Origin of the sequence: Nocardioides zeicaulis (assembly GCF_042432345.1) — a bacterium.
Classification (GTDB): Bacteria; Actinomycetota; Actinomycetes; order Propionibacteriales; family Nocardioidaceae; genus Nocardioides; species Nocardioides zeicaulis.
The window spans coordinates 117868-135103 of the sequence record NZ_JBHLXH010000002.1 but is presented as its reverse complement, the minus strand read 5'-3'; the positions used below and the strand labels follow the sequence as shown (position 1 = coordinate 135103).

The following is a 17236-nucleotide window of genomic DNA, read 5'->3' as shown; positions in this document are numbered from 1 at the left end:
CGGGGGTCGGGTCGCGCCGCAGGACCATGCAGGCGATGTTGACGACCGCGAACACGGCCAGGAGCAAGGTCGCGGTGGCGGGGGGCACGCGCCGGGCGGCCTGCTGGAGCGCCAGCGGCACGACGAGGGCGCGCGACCGGACGGCGGGCCGGGCCGCGCGGGCGAGCGCCGGCGCCACGAGCCGGGTGCCGAGCACCGTCAGCGCGACCAGGCACACCACCGGCGCGAGGGCCAGGACGACGTCGACGCCACCGTCGTAGGAGGCCGCCCGTCCCCTCAGCTGCCACCAGGAAGCCCCGGCGACGAGCGCCAGCACCGCGTCCAGCGCGAGCCGGACGCGGCGTACGGGGGCCGGGTCGGCCGTCGTGGCCGCCTGCCACGACGCCGCGACCAGGCCGGCGGCGAGCACCACGGCCGTGCCGACGACGGACAGCAGGAGCGCGGGGGTGACGGCGGGCCGCTGCTCCAGCCCCGCCGCGACGAGGTCGTCGAGCCCGGTCAGCCGCGCGTGCACGAGCGCGGCCACCGGCACCGCGACCAGCGCGCCCGCGGCAGCGACGAGGGCGGCCTCGGTCGCCGCTGCGCCCAGCTGCTGCCGCCGGTCGAGCCCCCACGAGGCCAGCAGGTCGCGCTCGTCCTGCCGGACCGACCCCACCAGCCGCCCGGTCATCAGCGCGGCGGCCAGCGACAGGGCGAGGCCGAGGAGGAGCACCACGAGCACGGTCGAGCGGGTGCTCACCTGCTGGGCGTCGAGCCGGTCGAGGGTGCGGGGGAGCTCGGAGCCGACCCGCGTCAGATCGGCGCGGTCGCCGACCCGGGCGTCGAGGAGCTCGGGTGCGGTGGCGAGCCTGTCGACCGCCACGCGCAGCGCCGGCGTGCTGCCGGTCCCGAGCTCGGGGCGGGCGGTGACGCGCACCGCGTTGACGGTCGAGCCCGTCGCGGCCAGTGCACCGGCGTCGACGACGAACGGACCGTAGGTGGGGGCGGGCTCCAGCCCGTCGCTGTAGGTGGGGGAGAAGCCGGTGCCCCCGAGCGGGTCGCGCTCCCACTCGATGCCCGAGCGGGGGTCGAAGGTCCCGACGAGCCGCATCCGGACGGTGCCGTCGACGCCCCCGATGCCGGTCTCGCGGCCGAGGGCGACCTCGTCGCCCACCGCCAGGCCGAGGAGGGCGGCGGTGCGGGTGGGGACGACCGCCTCGGGCAGGCGGCCGGCGGTCGGTGCGGGCCACCGCCCCGAGGTGAGCTCGGCGCGCTCGGCGAGGCCGTCGGTGGCGACCAGGTAGCCCTGGCTGCCCGCCTCGGTGCCCCGGGACGAGAGGTCGCGCAGGCGCGAGGTGGTGGTGGTCTCGAGGCTGGGTCGCAGCGACGCGAGCACCCCACCGACCACGTCGGCGGCCTCGTCGGCGGCGGTGGTCGCGTCGGCCGCGGTCAGGTCGAGGAGGAACGCCGTCACCGCGACGTCGTCGGGCGGGACCTGCTGGACCGCCCTGGCGAACCCGAGCTCCTGGGTGCGGTCGAGGAGCAGCGTGCAGGTGCCGACGAGGGTGCAGGCGGTGGCGACCAGCACGACGACGGCCAGCAGGAGACCGCGCTGCACGCGGGCGCGGCGCAGGACCAGCGCGATCACGGGAGCCTCAGCCCTCGATCCGGCCGTCCGAGATCGACACCACCCGGTCGGCGAGGGACATCAGCACCGCGTCGTGGGTCGCGACCACCGCGGTGACGCCCTCGGACTCCACCACGGCGTGCAGCAGCGCCATCACGCCGAGGCCCGTCTCGGTGTCGAGCTGCCCTGTCGGCTCGTCGGCGAGCAGGACCCGCGGTGACCCGGCGAGCGCCCGGGCGATGGCGACACGCTGCTGCTGGCCGCCGGACAGCTCGGCGGGGCGCTGGAGCGCGTGCCCGCCGAGCCCGACCAGGTCGAGCAGCAGCGCCACCCGCTGCTCGCGCTCGGCGGGCGGCACCCGCCGCAGGCGCAGCGGCACGCCGACGTTCTCCGCCGCCGTGAGTGCCGGCACGAGCCCGAAGGTCTGGAAGACGTACGACACGGTGTCGCGTCGCAGCTCGCCGAGCTGCTCGTCGTCGAGGGTCGTGACCTCGCGTCCCGCGATCCGCACGGTGCCGGCGTCGGGGCGGTCGAGGCCGCCCAGCAGGTTGAGCAGGGTGGTCTTGCCCGAGCCGGAGCGTCCCACGACCGCGAGCATCTCTCCGGGGGCGACGTCGAGCGAGACGTCCGCGAGGGCGGTGACGGGCGCCGCCGTCGTGCCGTAGGACCGGGCCAGGCCCCGGGCCTCGACCATCGCAGGCACGGTGCTCATCCACCCGCCTCCCGGTCCGAGCGGATCTCGACGTGGTCGCCCGCGAGCGCGACGCGGACGCGGCGGGTCAGGTCCAACGCCTCGCGGTACTCCCGCGGCAGCTGCACGCGGCCCGCGCGGTCCATCACCGCGAACTCCTCGGCCGTGCGCGTGCCGTCCTCGTCCGCCTGTCCGCGCACGACCTCGCTGCTGGTGCGTCCGTCGCGGATCGCCACGGTGCGGGCCACCTGGCCGCTCACCCCGGCGTCGTGCGTCACGACCACGACCGTGGCCCCGAGCTCGGCGTTGACGGTGCGCAGCGCCGCGAAGACCTCGGCGCCGGTCTCGCTGTCGAGCTCGCCGGTCGGCTCGTCGGCCAGCAGGAGGTCGGGGCCGTTGGCCAGCGCGACCGCGATCGACACCCGCTGCTGCTCGCCGCCGGACATCTCGTCGGGGCGTCGCTCGGCGCAGTGCCCCACGCCGAGCACCTCCAGCAGCTCGTCCACGCGCGAGCGCCGCTCGGCCCGCGGCCGACCGGCGATGGTCATCGGCAGGTCCACGGTCTGGCGCGCGGTGAGGTACGGCACCAGGTTGCGCGCGGTCTGCTGGCGTACGAACCCCACGACGTGGCGTCGGTAGTGGACCTGCTCGGCGCGCGACAGGGAGACCAGGTCGTGGCCCGCGACGCGCGCCCGTCCGGCAGTGGGCGCGTCGACACCGGCGAGGACGTTGAGCAGGGTCGACTTCCCGGAGCCGGAGGCCCCGACCAGCGCGACCATCTCGCCGGCGTGCACGAGCAGGTCGAGGCCCTGCAGTGCCTGCACCTCGACGTGCGCGGACTGGTAGATGCGCACGAGGTTGTCGCACACGACGAGGGCGTCGTGCCCGAACTCCGGGCGGGCCGGGGGAGGGTCGGGAAGGCCGAGCACCGGCGACACCACCCCGTTCCCGCTGTACGGCCCGCGACGGCCGTTGGCGATGGTAGCAGTGACCCAGGTCACGTCGGGCGGACCGCTGGGTGCTCGACGCGCGTTCACCGCGCGGACGCCGAGGCGTCACCGGGGCTTCCTAGCCTGCGCGCACGACCTCCCGCGACCCCCGCGGCCCACGCGACCCACGCGACCCCCACGTCCGTCCAGGAAGGCAGCCGCCATGACCCGCACCGCCCCCACCCGTACTCCCCGAGCCGCCGCGCTCGCCGCGAGCCTGAGCGCCGCGGCGGTGAGCGCGCTGGCGGTGCTGACGCCCGGCAGCGCCAGCGCCGGTCTGGTCGACGAGCCCGTCACCTCCTCGGCCCCCGGGGCGGCGCTGTCGTTGGCGCCGCTCGGCACCTACGAGACCGGCGTCCTCGACGAGTCCGCCGCCGAGATCGTCGAGCACTGGGCCGCGGGGCAGCGCCTGCTGGTCGTCAACGCCGCTCAGGCGAAGGTCGAGGTCCTCGACGCCTCCGACCCCGCGGCACCGACGAAGCTCTTCGACCTCCAGACCACCGGAGTCGTGTCGGCCGACGGATCCTTCGTCCCCGACGGCGCGGTCGCCAACTCCGTCGCCGTGCGCGAGGACGGCCTCGGCGTCGTCGCGGTCGAGGCGCCCGACAAGACCGACGCGGGCTGGCTGGTGTTCTTCGACGCGGCCGGCAGCGGCGGTGCGCTGGGCGCGGTGCGCGTCGGCGCCCTGCCCGACATGGTGACCCTCACGCCCGACGGCGCGCGCGCCGTGGTCGCCAACGAGGGCGAGCCGGCCGAGGACTACAGCGTCGACCCCGAGGGGTCGGTCTCGGTCGTCGACCTGCCGCGGGTGGTACGCGCCGCGACCCAGGCGGCCGTCCGCACGGCGGGCTTCCACGCCTTCGAGGGCGCGGCGCTGCCGGCCGGCATCCGGGTCTACGGCGGCCGCGCCGACGCAGGGACGGGCACCCCAGCGTACCCGGTCTCGGAGAACCTCGAGCCCGAGTACGTCACGGTCGACCAGACGTCCCGCACGGCCTACGTCACCCTCCAGGAGGCCAACGGCGTCGCCGTGGTCGACCTCCGCTCCGCACGGGTCAGCGACGTGTGGTCGCTCGGCACGGTCGACCGCTCCCGCGTCCCGTTCGACGCGAGCGACCGCGACGGCATCGCCATCCGCACCTACGCCGACGTCCGCACGTTCCGCCAGCCCGACGCGATCGCCTCCTACCGGGTCCGCGGCACGACCTACCTGGTGACCGCCGACGAGGGCGACACCCGCGACTGGGACGGCTACTCGGAGGAGATCCGGGTGGGCGACCTCGGCAGGAACGGGATCGAGCCGGCGTGCGCGGCGGTGAAGGCGGGCGACGGCTTCGCGGGCCTGTCCCGGCTCAAGATCACCCGCGCCGACGGGCTCGACCCCACCGGCACCTGCTACGAGACGCTCTACGGCTTCGGCGGCCGCGGGATCTCGGTGTTCACCTCCGACGGCCGGCTCGTCGCCGACACCGGCGACGAGATCGAGCGGATGACTGCCGCTGCGGTCCCCGGCTCCTTCAACTCCGACCACGCCACGTCGTCGTTCGACAACCGCAGCGACGACAAGGGCCCGGAGCCGGAGGGCGTGACGCTCGGCAAGGTCGCCGGACGCACCTACGCCTTCGTCGGGCTCGAGCGCGTCGGCGGCGTCGTGGTCTACGACGTCACCGAGCCGGCGCGGCCGCGGTTCGTCACGTGGACCGACAACCGCGACTTCTCCGTCAGCGGCACCACCGACCTCGCCCGTGCCGGTGACCTCGGCCCCGAGGGCCTCGCGTTCATCGCGGCCGACGACTCGCCCAACGGCGACCCGCTCGTGGCCGTCGGCAACGAGGTGTCCGGCACCACCACGCTGTTCGACGTCGAGCGCCTGCGCCCGCACGGCCACCGGGTCGGCGAGTAGCCACCGCACGGACCCCCGCGGTTCACGCGGGGGGCGTCGCGGCGTGGGCCGCGGCTCCTAGCGTCGAGCCCATGGTGCGACGCGGGGTCCTGGGGTACGTGCTCGTGCTGGTCGGGGGACTCGTCGTCTCGGTGCTCCCCGCGTCGAGCGCCGTCGCCTCGCTGCCGCTCGTGGCCGACCTGCGCTCCTCGACAGGCGGTCGGATGCTCGGCCTGGCGGTCGTGGTCGTCGGGCTGGGGCTCGCGTCGTCGGCGTGGCTGCGGCTGGTGCGGGCGGCGGGGGACCTCGGCGTCCGCGAGGACGACCGCACCGCCCTCGTCCACCGCGCCACGGCGGCGTGGACCCTGCCGCTGCTCCTCGCGCCGCCGCTGTTCTCCCGCGACGGGTGGAGCTACGCCGCCCAGGGAGTGCTGACCCACCTCGGTCTCTCGCCCTACGTGTGGACGCCGTCGATCCTCGACGGCCAGGTCGTCGAGGCGGTCGACCCGATGTGGCTGGCCACCGCGACCCCCTACGGACCGCTCCCGCTCGTGTGGGGCTCGGCAGCGGCCGGCCTCACGACGGACCCGTGGCTGCTCGTCGTCGCCCACCGCCTCCTCGCCCTGGTGGGGCTGGCGCTGCTCGCCTGGGCCGTGCCGCGCCTGAGCCGCTGGTCGCGGGTGGACCCCGCGCGCGCCTCGGCCCTGGTGCTGGCCAGCCCGCTCGTCCTGGCCCACGGCGTCGGCGGCGTGCACAACGACCTGCTCATGGCCGGGCTGGCGGCGGTGGCGCTCGTGGTGGCCGCTCGGCACGGCTGGCTCGTCGGGGCGCTGGTCGTCGGGCTCGGCGTCGCCGTGAAGCTCCCGGCGGGGGTCGCGGGCGTCGGGGTCGTGCTGGTGACGCTGCCCGCCGCCGCACGGGTCTCCGCACGCGCGACCCGGGCGACGCAGGTCGGGGCGGTGTCGCTCCTCACCGTCGTCTGCATCGGGGCCGTCAGCCACCTCGGCGTCGGCTGGGTGCACGCCCTCGGCGTCCCCGGCGAGGTGCAGACCCCGCTGTCGGTGTCCACGCAGCTCGGCCGGCTGGCCCACCTGCTCACCGGGGCCGACCTCGTCGACGCCTTCCGCACCGCGGGCTCGGTCCTGCTGGTGGTGGTGGCGGTGACGGTCGGCCTGCGCTCCCGATCCGGTGACCGGCGTACCGCGCTGCGGGCCACCGCCGCCGTCGCGCTCGCGCTGGTGGTGCTCAGCCCGGTCGTCCACCACTGGTACGTCCTCTGGTGCCTGCCGTTCCTCGCCGCCGTCGAGCTGCCGGCGCGCGGGTGGCAGGCGCTGCTGCACGCCTCGTGGCTGGGCGGGCTGGTCGCGCCCCTGGACTCCTCCCTGCGGGGTGCCGACGCGGTCATCGCCGTCGGCGTCGCCGTGGTCGCCGCCACCGCCCTCGTGCAGGCGGTCGGGCACCGCCGGGCAGAGATCCGGGCAGAGGTCCGGGCAGGGGCTCAGGCGCGCACCGGCGACGCCAGCCCGACCTCACCCATCTCGCGGTGAACAGCGAGCATCGCCGCGACGGCCCGGTCCCAGCCGAACTGCTCGGCGCGCTGCCGGGCGGCCCTGCGACGCTGGGCGAGCGGCCGGGCGGCGACCGCGAGCACCGCGTCGGCGAGTGATCGCGGGTCGGGTCGGCCCCAGGCCCCCGACGCCGCGTCGACCAGCTCACGCGCGCCGCCGACGTCGGCGGTGACCACCGGGGTGCCGCAGGCGAGCGCCTCCAGCACCGCGAGCCCGAACGTCTCGCCCGGGCACGTCGACAGCGCGACGTCGGCGTGCGCGACCAGCCGGGCGAGGCCGTGCCGGTCCGCGACGTGGCCGTGGAAGGTGACCGCGCCCGTCCCGGCGGCGGTCTGCTCGAGCTCGGCACGCTGCGGGCCGTCGCCGTACACGTCGAGGTTCACGCGGTGCCCCCTCCGGTGCAGCTCGACGGCGGTCGCCACCGAGAGCTGGGGGCTCTTCTCGCGGGAGAGACGCCCGACGTGGACGAGGCGGAGCGTGCCGTCCCGGGCGCCGTCCCGGGCGCCGGCCAGCGCGCTGCCGGGCGCGACAGGTGCCGGTCGGAAGGTCTCGAGGTCCACCCCGAGGGCGACCTGGTGGACCGGAGTGCCGGCGGCGGCCGCGAGGTCGTGGAACTCGCGCCGCGCGAAGTCGGAGGTGACCACGATGCCGTCGAAGCGTCGCACGAGGGTCCGGTTGAGGGCCTCCACCGGCGCGCCGATCCCGACCCGGAGACCGGTGCGGAGCCCGAGCATCGCGTCGAGCCGCTCGTGGGAGAACAGCAGCGTCGGGATGCCGCGACGGCGCCCCCACGACGTGACGGGCAGCAGCGTGGACTTGTCGGAGACCTCGACCGACGTGGGCGCGAACTCGTCGAGCACCTCGAGCACGCGCCACGGCTCCACGAGGAGCCGGTAGCCCCCGCCGACCCGGGGCGCGCGCAGCTGCACGACGAGACCGTGCTCGCCGGCGGTCCGTGCGTCGCACGGCCCCGGCACGACCAGCACCCGTTCGGCGCCGGCGCGGACGTACCCCGCACCGAGCGCCCGCACGGCGGTCTTCATACCTCCGGACGACGGGCCGACGAAGTTGGCGAGCTGGGCGATGCGCACGCGTCAACCGTCCGGGCCACGGGTGAACGGACGGTGTCGCACGGGGCGGTGTCCGGCGACGGTGGGACGTCGCGGGTGCCGGGCGGGGCGGGCGTGGGGGACGCAGCGCCGATCCGACCGTTGTCGTTCGTGCGCCGTTCACCCCGAGGGGTGGTTCCCGTTGCGATCGGCGTCCGAGGCTTCAGCCGTTCACCAGCCGACCGGCCAGGGCCAGGTCGGGGTAGTGACGCCACGTCAGCAGTCTCTCGGGCCCGTCTTGAAAGAACCACGTGACCACCGTTGCTACCCAGGACCCCGTCCTGCCCACACCCGAGGTGCGCCCCCGGCGCATCTCCCGCAAGGCCACCGGCGCCGACCGTGTCTTCGAGGTCTCGGTCCGCGCCGTCGGCGCCACCGTCCTGGTCGTCACCGGCGGCATCGGCGCCTTCCTCGCCTGGCAGTCGGTGCCCACGCTGCAGCGCTACGGCTGGAGCTTCTTCACCGAGAGCGCCTGGCAGCCGGAGTCCGACGTCCTCGGCATCGCCGCGGTGCTCGTCGGCACCGTCTCGATCGCCGGTGTCGCGATGTTTTTCGCCTTTCCCCTCGCGCTCCTGACCGCGCTCTACATCAGCGAGTACGCCCCCGCGGGCGCGCGGTCGACGCTCGTGTCGCTGGTCGACCTGATGGCGGCCGTGCCCTCGATCATCTACGGGATGTGGGGCTACTTCCTCGTCATGCCCCACGCCGCCGCGCTGAGCCTGTGGCTGCACCAGCACCTCGGCTGGATCCCGCTGTTCTCCGTCGACGCCGACCCGGACGCCGCGGTGTGGGACCAGTCGCGCTACATCGGCAGCGCGTTCTGCGCCGGCATCGCCGTGGCCATGATGGTGCTGCCGATGTCGTGCGCGGTGATGCGCCAGGTCTTCTCCCAGACCCCGCCCGGCGAGAAGGAGGCCGCGCTCGCGCTCGGCGCCACCCGCTGGGGCATGATCCGCGCCGTCGTGCTGCCGTTCGGGCGCGGCGGCATCATCGGCGGCACGATGCTCGGCCTGGGCCGCGCCCTCGGCGAGACCATCGCGGTGCTGCTGATCATCTCCCCGGACTTCGTCATCAAGCCGCGGATCCTCGAGGTCGGCACCAGCTCGGTCAGCGCACTCATCGCGGGCCGGTTCGGTGACGCGAGCGCCGCGCAGCTCTCGGCCCTGCTGACCGCGGGCTTCGTGCTCTTCCTCATCACCCTCGTGGTCAACACGCTCGCCGCGACCATCGTCGCGCGCAGCCGCTCCGGGGCGGGGACCGACGCATGAGCGCCCCCACCACGACCCCGACCGAGGTGCTGCCCGCCGCGGACCCCGCACCTGTCCCGGCCACCCACCTCCCGCAGCGCGACCTCGACGCGGCGCCGCCGGTGCCCCGTCCACGGCTCGGCCGGCCCACGGCGGAGGAGCAGCTCACCGTGGTCGGCGCCTGGGTGTCCGCGTTCGCCCTGGCGTGGGTCCTCACCCAGCGGCTGCTGCCGCTCGCCGGCGCGGCGTGGCTGGTGATCGCCTGGTTCGTCCTCGGCCTCGTGACGAGCGCGGTCACCACGTCGATGAGCGGGCGCCGGGTGGACGTCGTGGACCGCGTCGTCGCGGGTGTGATCACCTCCGGCGCCGTGCTGGTTGGGGCCGCGCTCCTGAGCACCGTGCTCTTCGTGGTCTACCGCGGCTGGGAGCCGCTGCTCCACCTCAACTTCTTCGTCGACGACATGGCCGGCGTAGGGCCGCGCGACCCGTTCGACCGCGGCGGCATCGGCCACGCCATCCTGGGATCGGTGATCGAGCTCGGCATCGCGATCGCCGTCACGCTGCCGCTCGGCATCGGCACGGCGGTCTTCATGACCGAGGTCGGCGGCCGCTTCGCGGTCGTGGTCCGCACGATCGTGGAGGCGATGACCGCGCTGCCCTCGATCGTGGCCGGTCTCTTCGTCTACACCGTCCTCATCGTCGCCCTCGGCTTCCCCCGCTCGGGCTTCGCCGCCGCGATGGCCCTGTCGGTGATGATGCTGCCGATCATCGCGCGCGCCTCCGACGTCGTGCTGCGCGTCGTGCCCGGCGGCCTGCGCGAGGCGAGCCTCGCGCTCGGCGCCAGCCGCTGGCGCACGGTGTGGCACGTCGTGCTGCCGACCGCCCGACCGGGACTGGCCACCGCGCTGATCCTCGGCGTCGCGCGCGGCGTGGGGGAGACCTCACCGGTGCTGCTGACCTCCGGCGTCGCGACGTTCTTCGTCACCGACCCCACCGACGGCGTCATGAACTCGCTGCCCCTCTTCATCTTCAAGGGCGCGCGCAGCCCCGAGCCGATGGACATCGAGCGCGCGTTCGCCGCCGCCACGGTGCTGCTGGTCCTGGTGCTCGCCCTGTTCGTCGTCGCCCGTCTCGTCGCCCGACCCGCGCGTGCCGGCGCACGCCGCACCCCCACCCGAACGACCCGCGCGAAGCGCGCACCCGAGGAGTCCTGATGACCCGCACCACCCGTCGTCTCGCGGCGGTCCTGCTCACCGGCCTGGTCTCCGCGTCGCTCGCCGCCCTGTCGGGGCTCGGCGCCGCAGCGGCCGCCGACCCCGGGGCGGCCGACGGTCTCGGCAACGCCTCCGCGCGAGCGGCGTACGCGCAGATCGAGGGCTCGGGCTCCACCTGGTCGGAGGTGATCGTCCAGCAGTGGATCTCCGACGTCGACGCGCTCGGCATGAAGGTCACCTACAACGGTGGCGGCTCCTCGCAGGGCCGCAAGAACTTCGCGCAGGACGTCACCGACTTCGGCATCTCCGAGATCCCCTACCCGGGTGTCGACGAGTTCGGCAACGCCGACAACAGCAACGGCCGCGAGTTCGCCTACCTGCCCATCGTCGCCGGCGGCACCGCGTTCACCTACCAGCTCAAGGTGGGCAACGAGCTGGTGCGCAACCTGCGCCTGTCGGGGGAGACCCTGACCAAGATCTTCACCGGGCAGATCACCGACTGGTCCGACCCGCAGATCACGAAGGACAACAACGGGCGCGCGTTCCCGAAGCTCGCGATCACCCCGGTGGTGCGCTCCGACGGCTCCGGCACCACGGCGCAGCTGACCACCTGGATGGACCAGCAGTACCCCGACATCTGGCGCCCCTACTTCGGCAAGAGCGGCTTCACGTCCTACTACCCGCGCAAGGGCCGGATGCTCGCGCAGTCGGGCTCCGACCAGGTGATGAACACGATCTCGGGCTTCGCCGGCAACGGCACCATCGGCTACGTCGAGTACGCCTACCCGCTCAACAAGGACTACCCGGTCGTCAAGGTGCTCAACAAGGGCGGCTACTACGTCGAGCCGACGCAGTACAACGTCGCGGTCGCGCTGACCAAGGCGCGGATCAACGAGGACGCGTCGTCGCCGATGTACCTCACGCAGATCCTCGACGACGTCTACGACGCGACCGACCCGCGGGCCTACCCGCTCTCGTCCTACAGCTACATGATCATCCCGACCGGTGCCGACGACCAGCGGATGACGACCGCGAAGCGCCAGACGCTCGGCGACTTCATGTACTACTCGCTGTGCGAGGGCCAGTCCAAGGCCGGCCCCTACGGGTACTCGCCCCTCCCGCTCAACCTGGTGCAGGCCGGGTTCACCCAGCTCGCCCGGCTCAAGGACGCCGACCCCGCGGTCGACATCACGAACCGCGACGCCACCCAGTGCAACAACCCCACCTTCGTGGCCGGGAACCTCAAGCAGAACAAGCTCGCCGAGATCGCCCCGCAGCCGGCGGCCTGCGACGAGGAGGGCGCCGGACCCTGCGGCACCGACACCGGCACGGGCGAGCCGTCGACCGACGACGGCCAGCCGGTCGTGGGCGGGAGCGGCGACGAGGCCGGCGCGAACGGTGCCGGGGGCGGTGCGGGCGGTGGTGGGCCGGCCGGCGGAGGAGGTACGGCCGGCGCCGGTGGTGGTGGCGGTGCCGGTGGCGGGGGAGCCCCTGCGACGACCGTCGACCCCGTGACCGGCGAGACGGTCAGCGCCGACGGTGCGGTGGCCGGTGCCGCCGGTGGGACCGGCACCACGAACGACCCGATCTACGCCACCCCGATCGAGCTCGCCGCGGGCCGCGAGAACGACGACCGCGCGTTCGGCTGGCTCGCCGTGGTCGAGCTGCTCGCCCTGGTGCTGGTGCCCGGCGTGCTCCTGGCGCGCGGCGTGCGTCGCCGGGACGGTGCCCGATGAGGCGCGCAGGGACCCTGCTCGCGATCGGGCTCGTGGCCCTCGGCCTGCCCGTCGCGACCGCGCCCGCCACCGCCGCACCCGGCGGGTCGGGCGACCCAAGCACGCCGGCGTACTCCCAGACCAGGCACCTGACCCGGACGATCGTCTTCGACGGGCAGCCGATCGAGGTCGACGCCCGCGACGTCACCGTCACCGCCAGCCGCACCACCGAGCTGCGGGGGCGTGAGCGCATCGACATCACCTGGAGCGGCGCACACCCCTCCGGCGGCCGCGCCGCGAGCCCCTACGGCGAGCTCGGCATGCTCCAGGAGTACCCCGTGGTGATCCTGCAGTGCCGCGGCGTGGACGACCCCACGCTGCCCGCCGACCAGCAGCTCGCGCCCGAGACCTGCTGGACGTCCTCGCGCATCCAGCGCACCCAGTCGATGGACGCCTCGCAGGCCGTGTGGCGCCACGACGCCTTCGGCACCGAGGCCGACCTCGCCGACAAGAGCGGGCTGGTCCCGCTCCCGGCGGAGTGCAACGACCCGCCGACCTTCTCCACCCACACGACCGCCTTCCGTGCCGCGAACGGCACCGTCCACACCTCCTGCACGGCCGAGACGATGGCCCCGGAGGCCGCCGTGGGCGCGGCGTTCCCGCCCGCCGAGCTCGCCGCCTTCACCGACGCCGACGGCAACGGCTCGGCGAAGTTCGAGGTGCGCTCGGACGTGGAGAACGAGTCGCTCGGCTGCTCCGACACCGTCGCCTGCTCGGTCGTCGTGATCCCGATCGAGGGCATCTCGTGCGTCGACGACGACCGCGAGTGCTCCAAGGCCGGGCGCTTCGAGCCCGGCGCGAGCAACTACGCCAACGACGGCGTCGACCTCTCGGTCTCGCCGCAGCTGTGGTGGTCGCCGTCCAACTGGCGCAACCGCTTCTCCATCCCGCTCGACTTCGGCCTCGCCCCCGACGCGTGCGACGTCCTCGACTCGCGCCCGCCGACCGGGTTCTACGGCTCCGAGCTGATGGCGCAGGCGTCGCTGCAGTGGTCGCCGGCGTACTGCCTGGACAAGAAGCGGTTCAAGTTCCAGCACAACAAGATGCCCGACGCGGCCGGGTTCAACCTCGCCGAGACCGGTGGCGGCGCCGCCGCGTTCGTCTCCAGCGAGCACGAGGCCACCGGCGACCCCATGGCCTACGCCCCGACCGCGGTGACGGGGTTCTCCATCGCCTACGTGATCGACCGGCCCGACAACGCGGGGGAGTACGGCTCGCTGCGGCTCAACGCCCGCCTGCTGGCCAAGCTGCTCACCCAGTCCTACGTCGGCAGCGAGCGCGGACGCACCCACCCGGGCATGTCCCAGAACCCGGCCTCGATCAACCTCGACCCCGAGTTCCAGCGCCTCAACCCCGGCCTCGACGTCGTGCCCCGCGAAGCGGGGGCCACCCTGCTGTCGCTGTCGGAGTCGAGCGACGTGCTCGAGACCCTGACGTCCTACATCGCCCAGGACGCCGACGCCATGGACTTCGTGAAGGGCAAGCCCGACCCGTGGGGGATGAGGATCAACCCGAGCTACCGCAAGATCGAGCTCCCCACACCGGAGTGGCCGCTGCTCGACGACTACGTCGCCCCGTCGTCGCTGGAGTGCTACCAGCAGAACCCGGCGCCCTACTTCACCCAGATCGCCGCCCCGGTCACCTCGCTGCGCAAGATCGCCGAGGCCGTGCTCGACGCCTGGCCCAACGTGCAGACCAAGTGCGACCGCGCCACCAGCAGCGACCCGTGGAAGATCGGCCGCGTCGACCGCCAGGGCGTCGGCACCCGCTTCATGCTCGGGCTGGTCTCGACCGGCGACGCCGAGCGCCTCGGCCTCGACCAGGCCGAGCTCGAGACGGCCGGACGGACCTACGTCGGCCCGACCGCGTCGGCCATGGCGCGCGCGTTGCGGCTGGCGGAGGCCCCCGAGGACGGGGACACTCCCTTCACGCTCGACATGCGGTCGGTCGTCCGGGCGCACGGCTATCCCGGGACGATGATCGTCTACACCGCCGCCCGCACGGCCAACCTGCCGGAGGAGGACGCGGCGCAGGTCGCGGAGTTCGTGCGGATCTCCACGACCGAGGGCCAGCACGTCGGCTACGGCAACGGCGAGCTCCCGGCCGGGTACCTGCCGATCACCCGCAGCGGCGTCACGGCGCCCTTGTGGAAGCAGGCGCAGTCCGTGGCCACCGCGATCTCGGAGCAGAAGGGCACGACCCCCGACGCGGGCGACGGCACCGGCGGCGGCACGGGTGACGGCACCGGGAGCGGCACCGGCGGCGGCCTCGGCCCCGGCAGCGTGACCACGGTCGACGGCACCGGCGCGGTGCCCTCATCGGGCACCGACACCTCGGACGCGGGCGACGGCACGGGTGACGAGGACAGCGGCGAGGACGGCAAGGGTGGCAAGGACGGCGACGGTGGGAAGGGCGACAAGGGTGGCGAGGCGTCCGGGTCCGCCGACCCGGTCGCGATGCCGCCGACCGACGCCGTGGCCGCCCCCGTCACCGCCCGGCTGCTGCCCCAGCTGCTGGTGCTGGTGCTGGTCAGCGCCCTGCTCGCCAACGTCATCCGGCTCCGCAACCTGCGCAGGAGGCGGTCGTGACCGCCGTCCTCGCTCCTCGCCCGCCGGCCGCCGCACGTGCCGCCGTGCCTCCTCCGGCTCCCGACGCGTGGTCGGTCGTCTCGACCACCTCGCTGATGGTGTGCCTGGTCGCGGGCTGGATGCTGGTCCAGCTCCTCTACCTCGGCGGGCTGTCGCACGAGCGCGCACAGGACGAGCTCTACCAGCGCTTCCGCGGCGAGCTCGCCTCCGGCACCGCACCGATCGGCCCGGTGACCGAGGTGGGCGCCCCCGTGGCCCTGCTGTCCGTCCCGCACCTCGGGCTGCGCGAGGTGGTCACCGAGGGCACCGCCTCGGGCGACCTGCTCGACGCGCCCGGCCACCTGCGCAACACCGTCCTGCCCGGCCAGCTCGGCACCTCGGCGGTGTTCGGCCGGGCCAGCACCTACGGCGCCCCGTTCGCCCGGATCGGCGAGCTGCGTGCGGGCGACCGCATCGAGGTCACCACCGCGCAGGGCGAGACGGCGTTCGAGGTGATCGGCGTACGCCGTGCCGGTGACCCGCTGCCGCAGCCGCGTCCCGACGAGGCCGCGCGGCTGGTCCTGGTGAGCGCCGAGTCGAGCGGCTCGCGGCTGCCGTCGCTGTCGCCGGACCGCGTCGTGTACGTCGACGCGGAGGCGGAGAAGGCCCTCCCCACCCCCGCGGGGCTTCCCCGCGTGGTCCCCGACCCGGAGCAGGCCATGGGCACCGAGGCGGGAGCGGCGCTGCCGCTGCTGACCCTCTGCCTGGGCCTCCTCCTGGCGCTGACCCTCGGGGTCGTCGCCGCCCGGCAGCGCTTCGGTGCCGGCCTGGTGTGGGTGGTCACGACCCCGGTCGTGATCGCCGCCGCCTGGCTGACCACCGACGTCGCGATGCGACTGCTGCCGAACCTGTTGTGACGCACCACCTGACCTGCACCACCCATCCAGAGAAGGACTGAACACCATGTCTGTACGCAGGTTCCTCGCCGGAGTCAGCACCGCAGCCGTCGCGGCCGCCTCGCTGTCCCTGGCGGCACCGGCCCTGGCCGACCCCGCGGCCGGCTACACCCCGGCGTCCTCCGACGTCATCGGCGTCGGCTCGGACACCTCCGAGTTCGCCCTGGCGTACCTCGCCGACGGCGTGAACGGCACGCCCGGCTACAACGCCTCCAACCCGGCCAACAGGCTCGTCAGCTGGAACGCCATCGCCCCCTCGGGTGCGGCCGCGACCATCAACCTGCCCGGCAACCCCGCCGCCACCCGCCCCAACGGCTCCGGCGCCGGCAAGAAGACCCTCTACGGTGCGGGCAACGTGCCGGAGATCGACTTCGCCCGCTCCTCCGCAGCGCTCGACGCCACCGAGAAGCAGGCGGGACTCCAGGCGTTCCCGTTCGCCAAGGACTCCCTCGCCCTCGCCACGGCCAAGACGAGCAACGCGCCCGCGACCATCACGGCCGCCGACATGGTGCGCATCTACTCCGGCACCGTCACCAACTGGAGCCAGCTGGGCGGCGCCCCGGGCGTCATCGAGCCGAAGATCCCGCAGAGCGGCTCGGGCACCCGCTCGTTCTTCCTCGCCCAGCTCCAGGCCGCCAACAACGGCACGGCCGTCACCCTCGCAGGCACCGTTGCCGAGGTGCAGGAGCACGACCCGAGCCAGGTCCAGGCCAACCCGAACGCCGTCGCGCCGTTCTCCGTCGGCCGCAACACGGTCGCGGGCTCGCCGCTGCGCATCGAGGGTGGCTTCACCGCCGCCCGCGCCCTCTACAACGTGGTCCGCCAGGGCGACGTGGCCAAGCCCGAGATCCTCTCGATCTTCGGCGAGTCCGGCTTCGCGTGCTCCCCGGCGGCCAAGCCGCTGATCGCGGCCGCCGGCTTCGAGCAGCTGCTGCCCCGCACCCAGGGCGGCGTCTGCGGCGTCCCGACCCAAGACCCGACCACCAACCTCGCCACCGAGCAGGTCGCCACGTCGACCACCGTGTCCGGCACCTCGGCCAGCGCAGGCGCTCTGAGCCTCACCGCCACCGTCGCCTCGGGCAGCGCCGTGGCCGACGGCCTGGTCAGCTTCTACCTCGACGGTGCCGCCACCCCGAGCGGCACCCCGGTCCCGCTCACCGGCGGCAAGGCCACCAAGGCCCTCACCGGCATCGCCGCCGGCGCCCACACGGTCGTCGCGAAGTTCACGCCGACCACCAGCTCGGTGTTCGCCGCCTCGCAGTCGGCCGCGACCTCGGTGACGGTCCTCGCCGCCACCCCGGCGCCCGTCGTCACCAAGGCCGACACCACGCTCGTGGTGAAGTTCAAGAAGTCCTACGCCCAGGGCGCGAAGATCAAGGGCTCCATCAAGGTCAAGGAGTCCGCTGCCGGCTCCGCCACCGGCAAGGTCGTCGTCAAGCGCGGCACCAAGGTCGTCGGCAAGGGCAAGCTCAAGAACGGCAAGGTCGTCATCACGATCACCAAGCCGCTCAAGGTCGGCAAGAACAAGCTCGTCGCCAGCTACGCGGGCACCTCGGCCTTCGCGGCCGCCAAGGTGAGGTTCACCGTCACCATCCGCTGACGGGACCCACCTCCCCGACCGGGGCGGGCGGC

Annotated in this window: 12 protein-coding genes; 8 read left to right on the top strand and 4 right to left on the bottom strand. The window is 74.3% G+C overall.

Going from position 1 to position 17236, the window contains the following annotated elements; genetic code table 11:
• From ACFFJG_RS15150 to ACFFJG_RS15140, 3 genes are all read right to left on the bottom strand, one after another.
• A partial coding sequence (locus ACFFJG_RS15150; RefSeq protein WP_378519619.1) for an FtsX-like permease family protein occupies positions 1–1627 on the bottom strand: 1627 nt, incomplete at its 3' end.
• Positions 1628–1634: 7 nt separating this feature from the next.
• Complete coding sequence (locus ACFFJG_RS15145) at positions 1635–2318, bottom strand: ABC transporter ATP-binding protein (RefSeq protein ID WP_378519618.1); 684 nt, start codon at positions 2316–2318, stop codon at positions 1635–1637.
• On the bottom strand, positions 2315–3226 hold the full coding sequence (locus ACFFJG_RS15140) for an ATP-binding cassette domain-containing protein (protein WP_378519617.1): 912 nt from the start codon (positions 3224–3226) through the stop codon (positions 2315–2317). Before ACFFJG_RS15140 ends, ACFFJG_RS15145 begins: the two co-directional genes overlap by 4 nt.
• A 223-nt stretch (positions 3227–3449) precedes the next feature.
• Between ACFFJG_RS15140 and ACFFJG_RS15135 the strand changes: the two genes are divergently transcribed.
• The gene (locus ACFFJG_RS15135) at positions 3450–5189 is read left to right on the top strand and encodes a choice-of-anchor I family protein (protein ID WP_378519616.1); all 1740 of its coding nucleotides are present in this window, start codon (positions 3450–3452) and stop codon (positions 5187–5189) included.
• Positions 5190–5260: 71 nt separating this feature from the next.
• Positions 5261–6715, top strand: a complete 1455-nt coding sequence (gene mptB, locus ACFFJG_RS15130; protein WP_378519615.1) for a polyprenol phosphomannose-dependent alpha 1,6 mannosyltransferase MptB — start codon at positions 5261–5263, stop codon at positions 6713–6715.
• On the opposite strand, the gene ACFFJG_RS15125 is transcribed toward mptB, so the two are convergent.
• Positions 6667–7827: a glycosyltransferase gene (locus ACFFJG_RS15125; RefSeq protein WP_378519614.1), complete on the bottom strand. Its 1161-nt coding sequence runs from the start codon at positions 7825–7827 to the stop codon at positions 6667–6669. The two genes, mptB and ACFFJG_RS15125, sit on opposite strands and share 49 nt — an antisense overlap.
• A 269-nt stretch (positions 7828–8096) precedes the next feature.
• Here ACFFJG_RS15125 and pstC point away from each other — a divergent pair, with 269 nt between their 5' ends.
• The 6 genes from pstC to ACFFJG_RS15095 are packed head-to-tail and all read left to right on the top strand — an operon-like array spanning position 8097 to position 17204.
• Positions 8097–9113, top strand: a complete 1017-nt coding sequence (gene pstC / locus ACFFJG_RS15120; RefSeq protein ID WP_378519613.1) for a phosphate ABC transporter permease subunit PstC — start codon at positions 8097–8099, stop codon at positions 9111–9113.
• Positions 9110–10306 (top strand): phosphate ABC transporter permease PstA, encoded by a 1197-nt coding sequence (pstA, locus tag ACFFJG_RS15115; protein ID WP_378519612.1) that lies wholly within the window; start codon positions 9110–9112, stop codon positions 10304–10306. The genes pstC and pstA overlap by 4 nt, the downstream gene beginning before the upstream one ends.
• Positions 10306–12042, top strand: coding sequence for a substrate-binding domain-containing protein (locus tag ACFFJG_RS15110; protein WP_378519611.1), 1737 nt, complete (start codon positions 10306–10308; stop codon positions 12040–12042). The genes pstA and ACFFJG_RS15110 overlap by 1 nt, the downstream gene beginning before the upstream one ends.
• Complete coding sequence (locus ACFFJG_RS15105; protein ID WP_378519610.1) at positions 12039–14669, top strand: hypothetical protein; 2631 nt, start codon at positions 12039–12041, stop codon at positions 14667–14669. The genes ACFFJG_RS15110 and ACFFJG_RS15105 overlap by 4 nt, the downstream gene beginning before the upstream one ends.
• Positions 14666–15565 carry a sortase gene (locus ACFFJG_RS15100; RefSeq protein ID WP_378519609.1) on the top strand — a complete coding sequence of 300 codons (900 nt, stop codon included), beginning with the start codon at positions 14666–14668 and terminating at the stop codon, positions 15563–15565. The genes ACFFJG_RS15105 and ACFFJG_RS15100 overlap by 4 nt, the downstream gene beginning before the upstream one ends.
• Before the next feature lie 46 nt (positions 15566–15611).
• A complete protein-coding gene (locus tag ACFFJG_RS15095) occupies positions 15612–17204 on the top strand; it encodes an Ig-like domain repeat protein (protein ID WP_378519608.1) in 1593 nt (530 codons plus the stop codon).
• Positions 17205–17236: the final 32 nt, after the last annotated feature.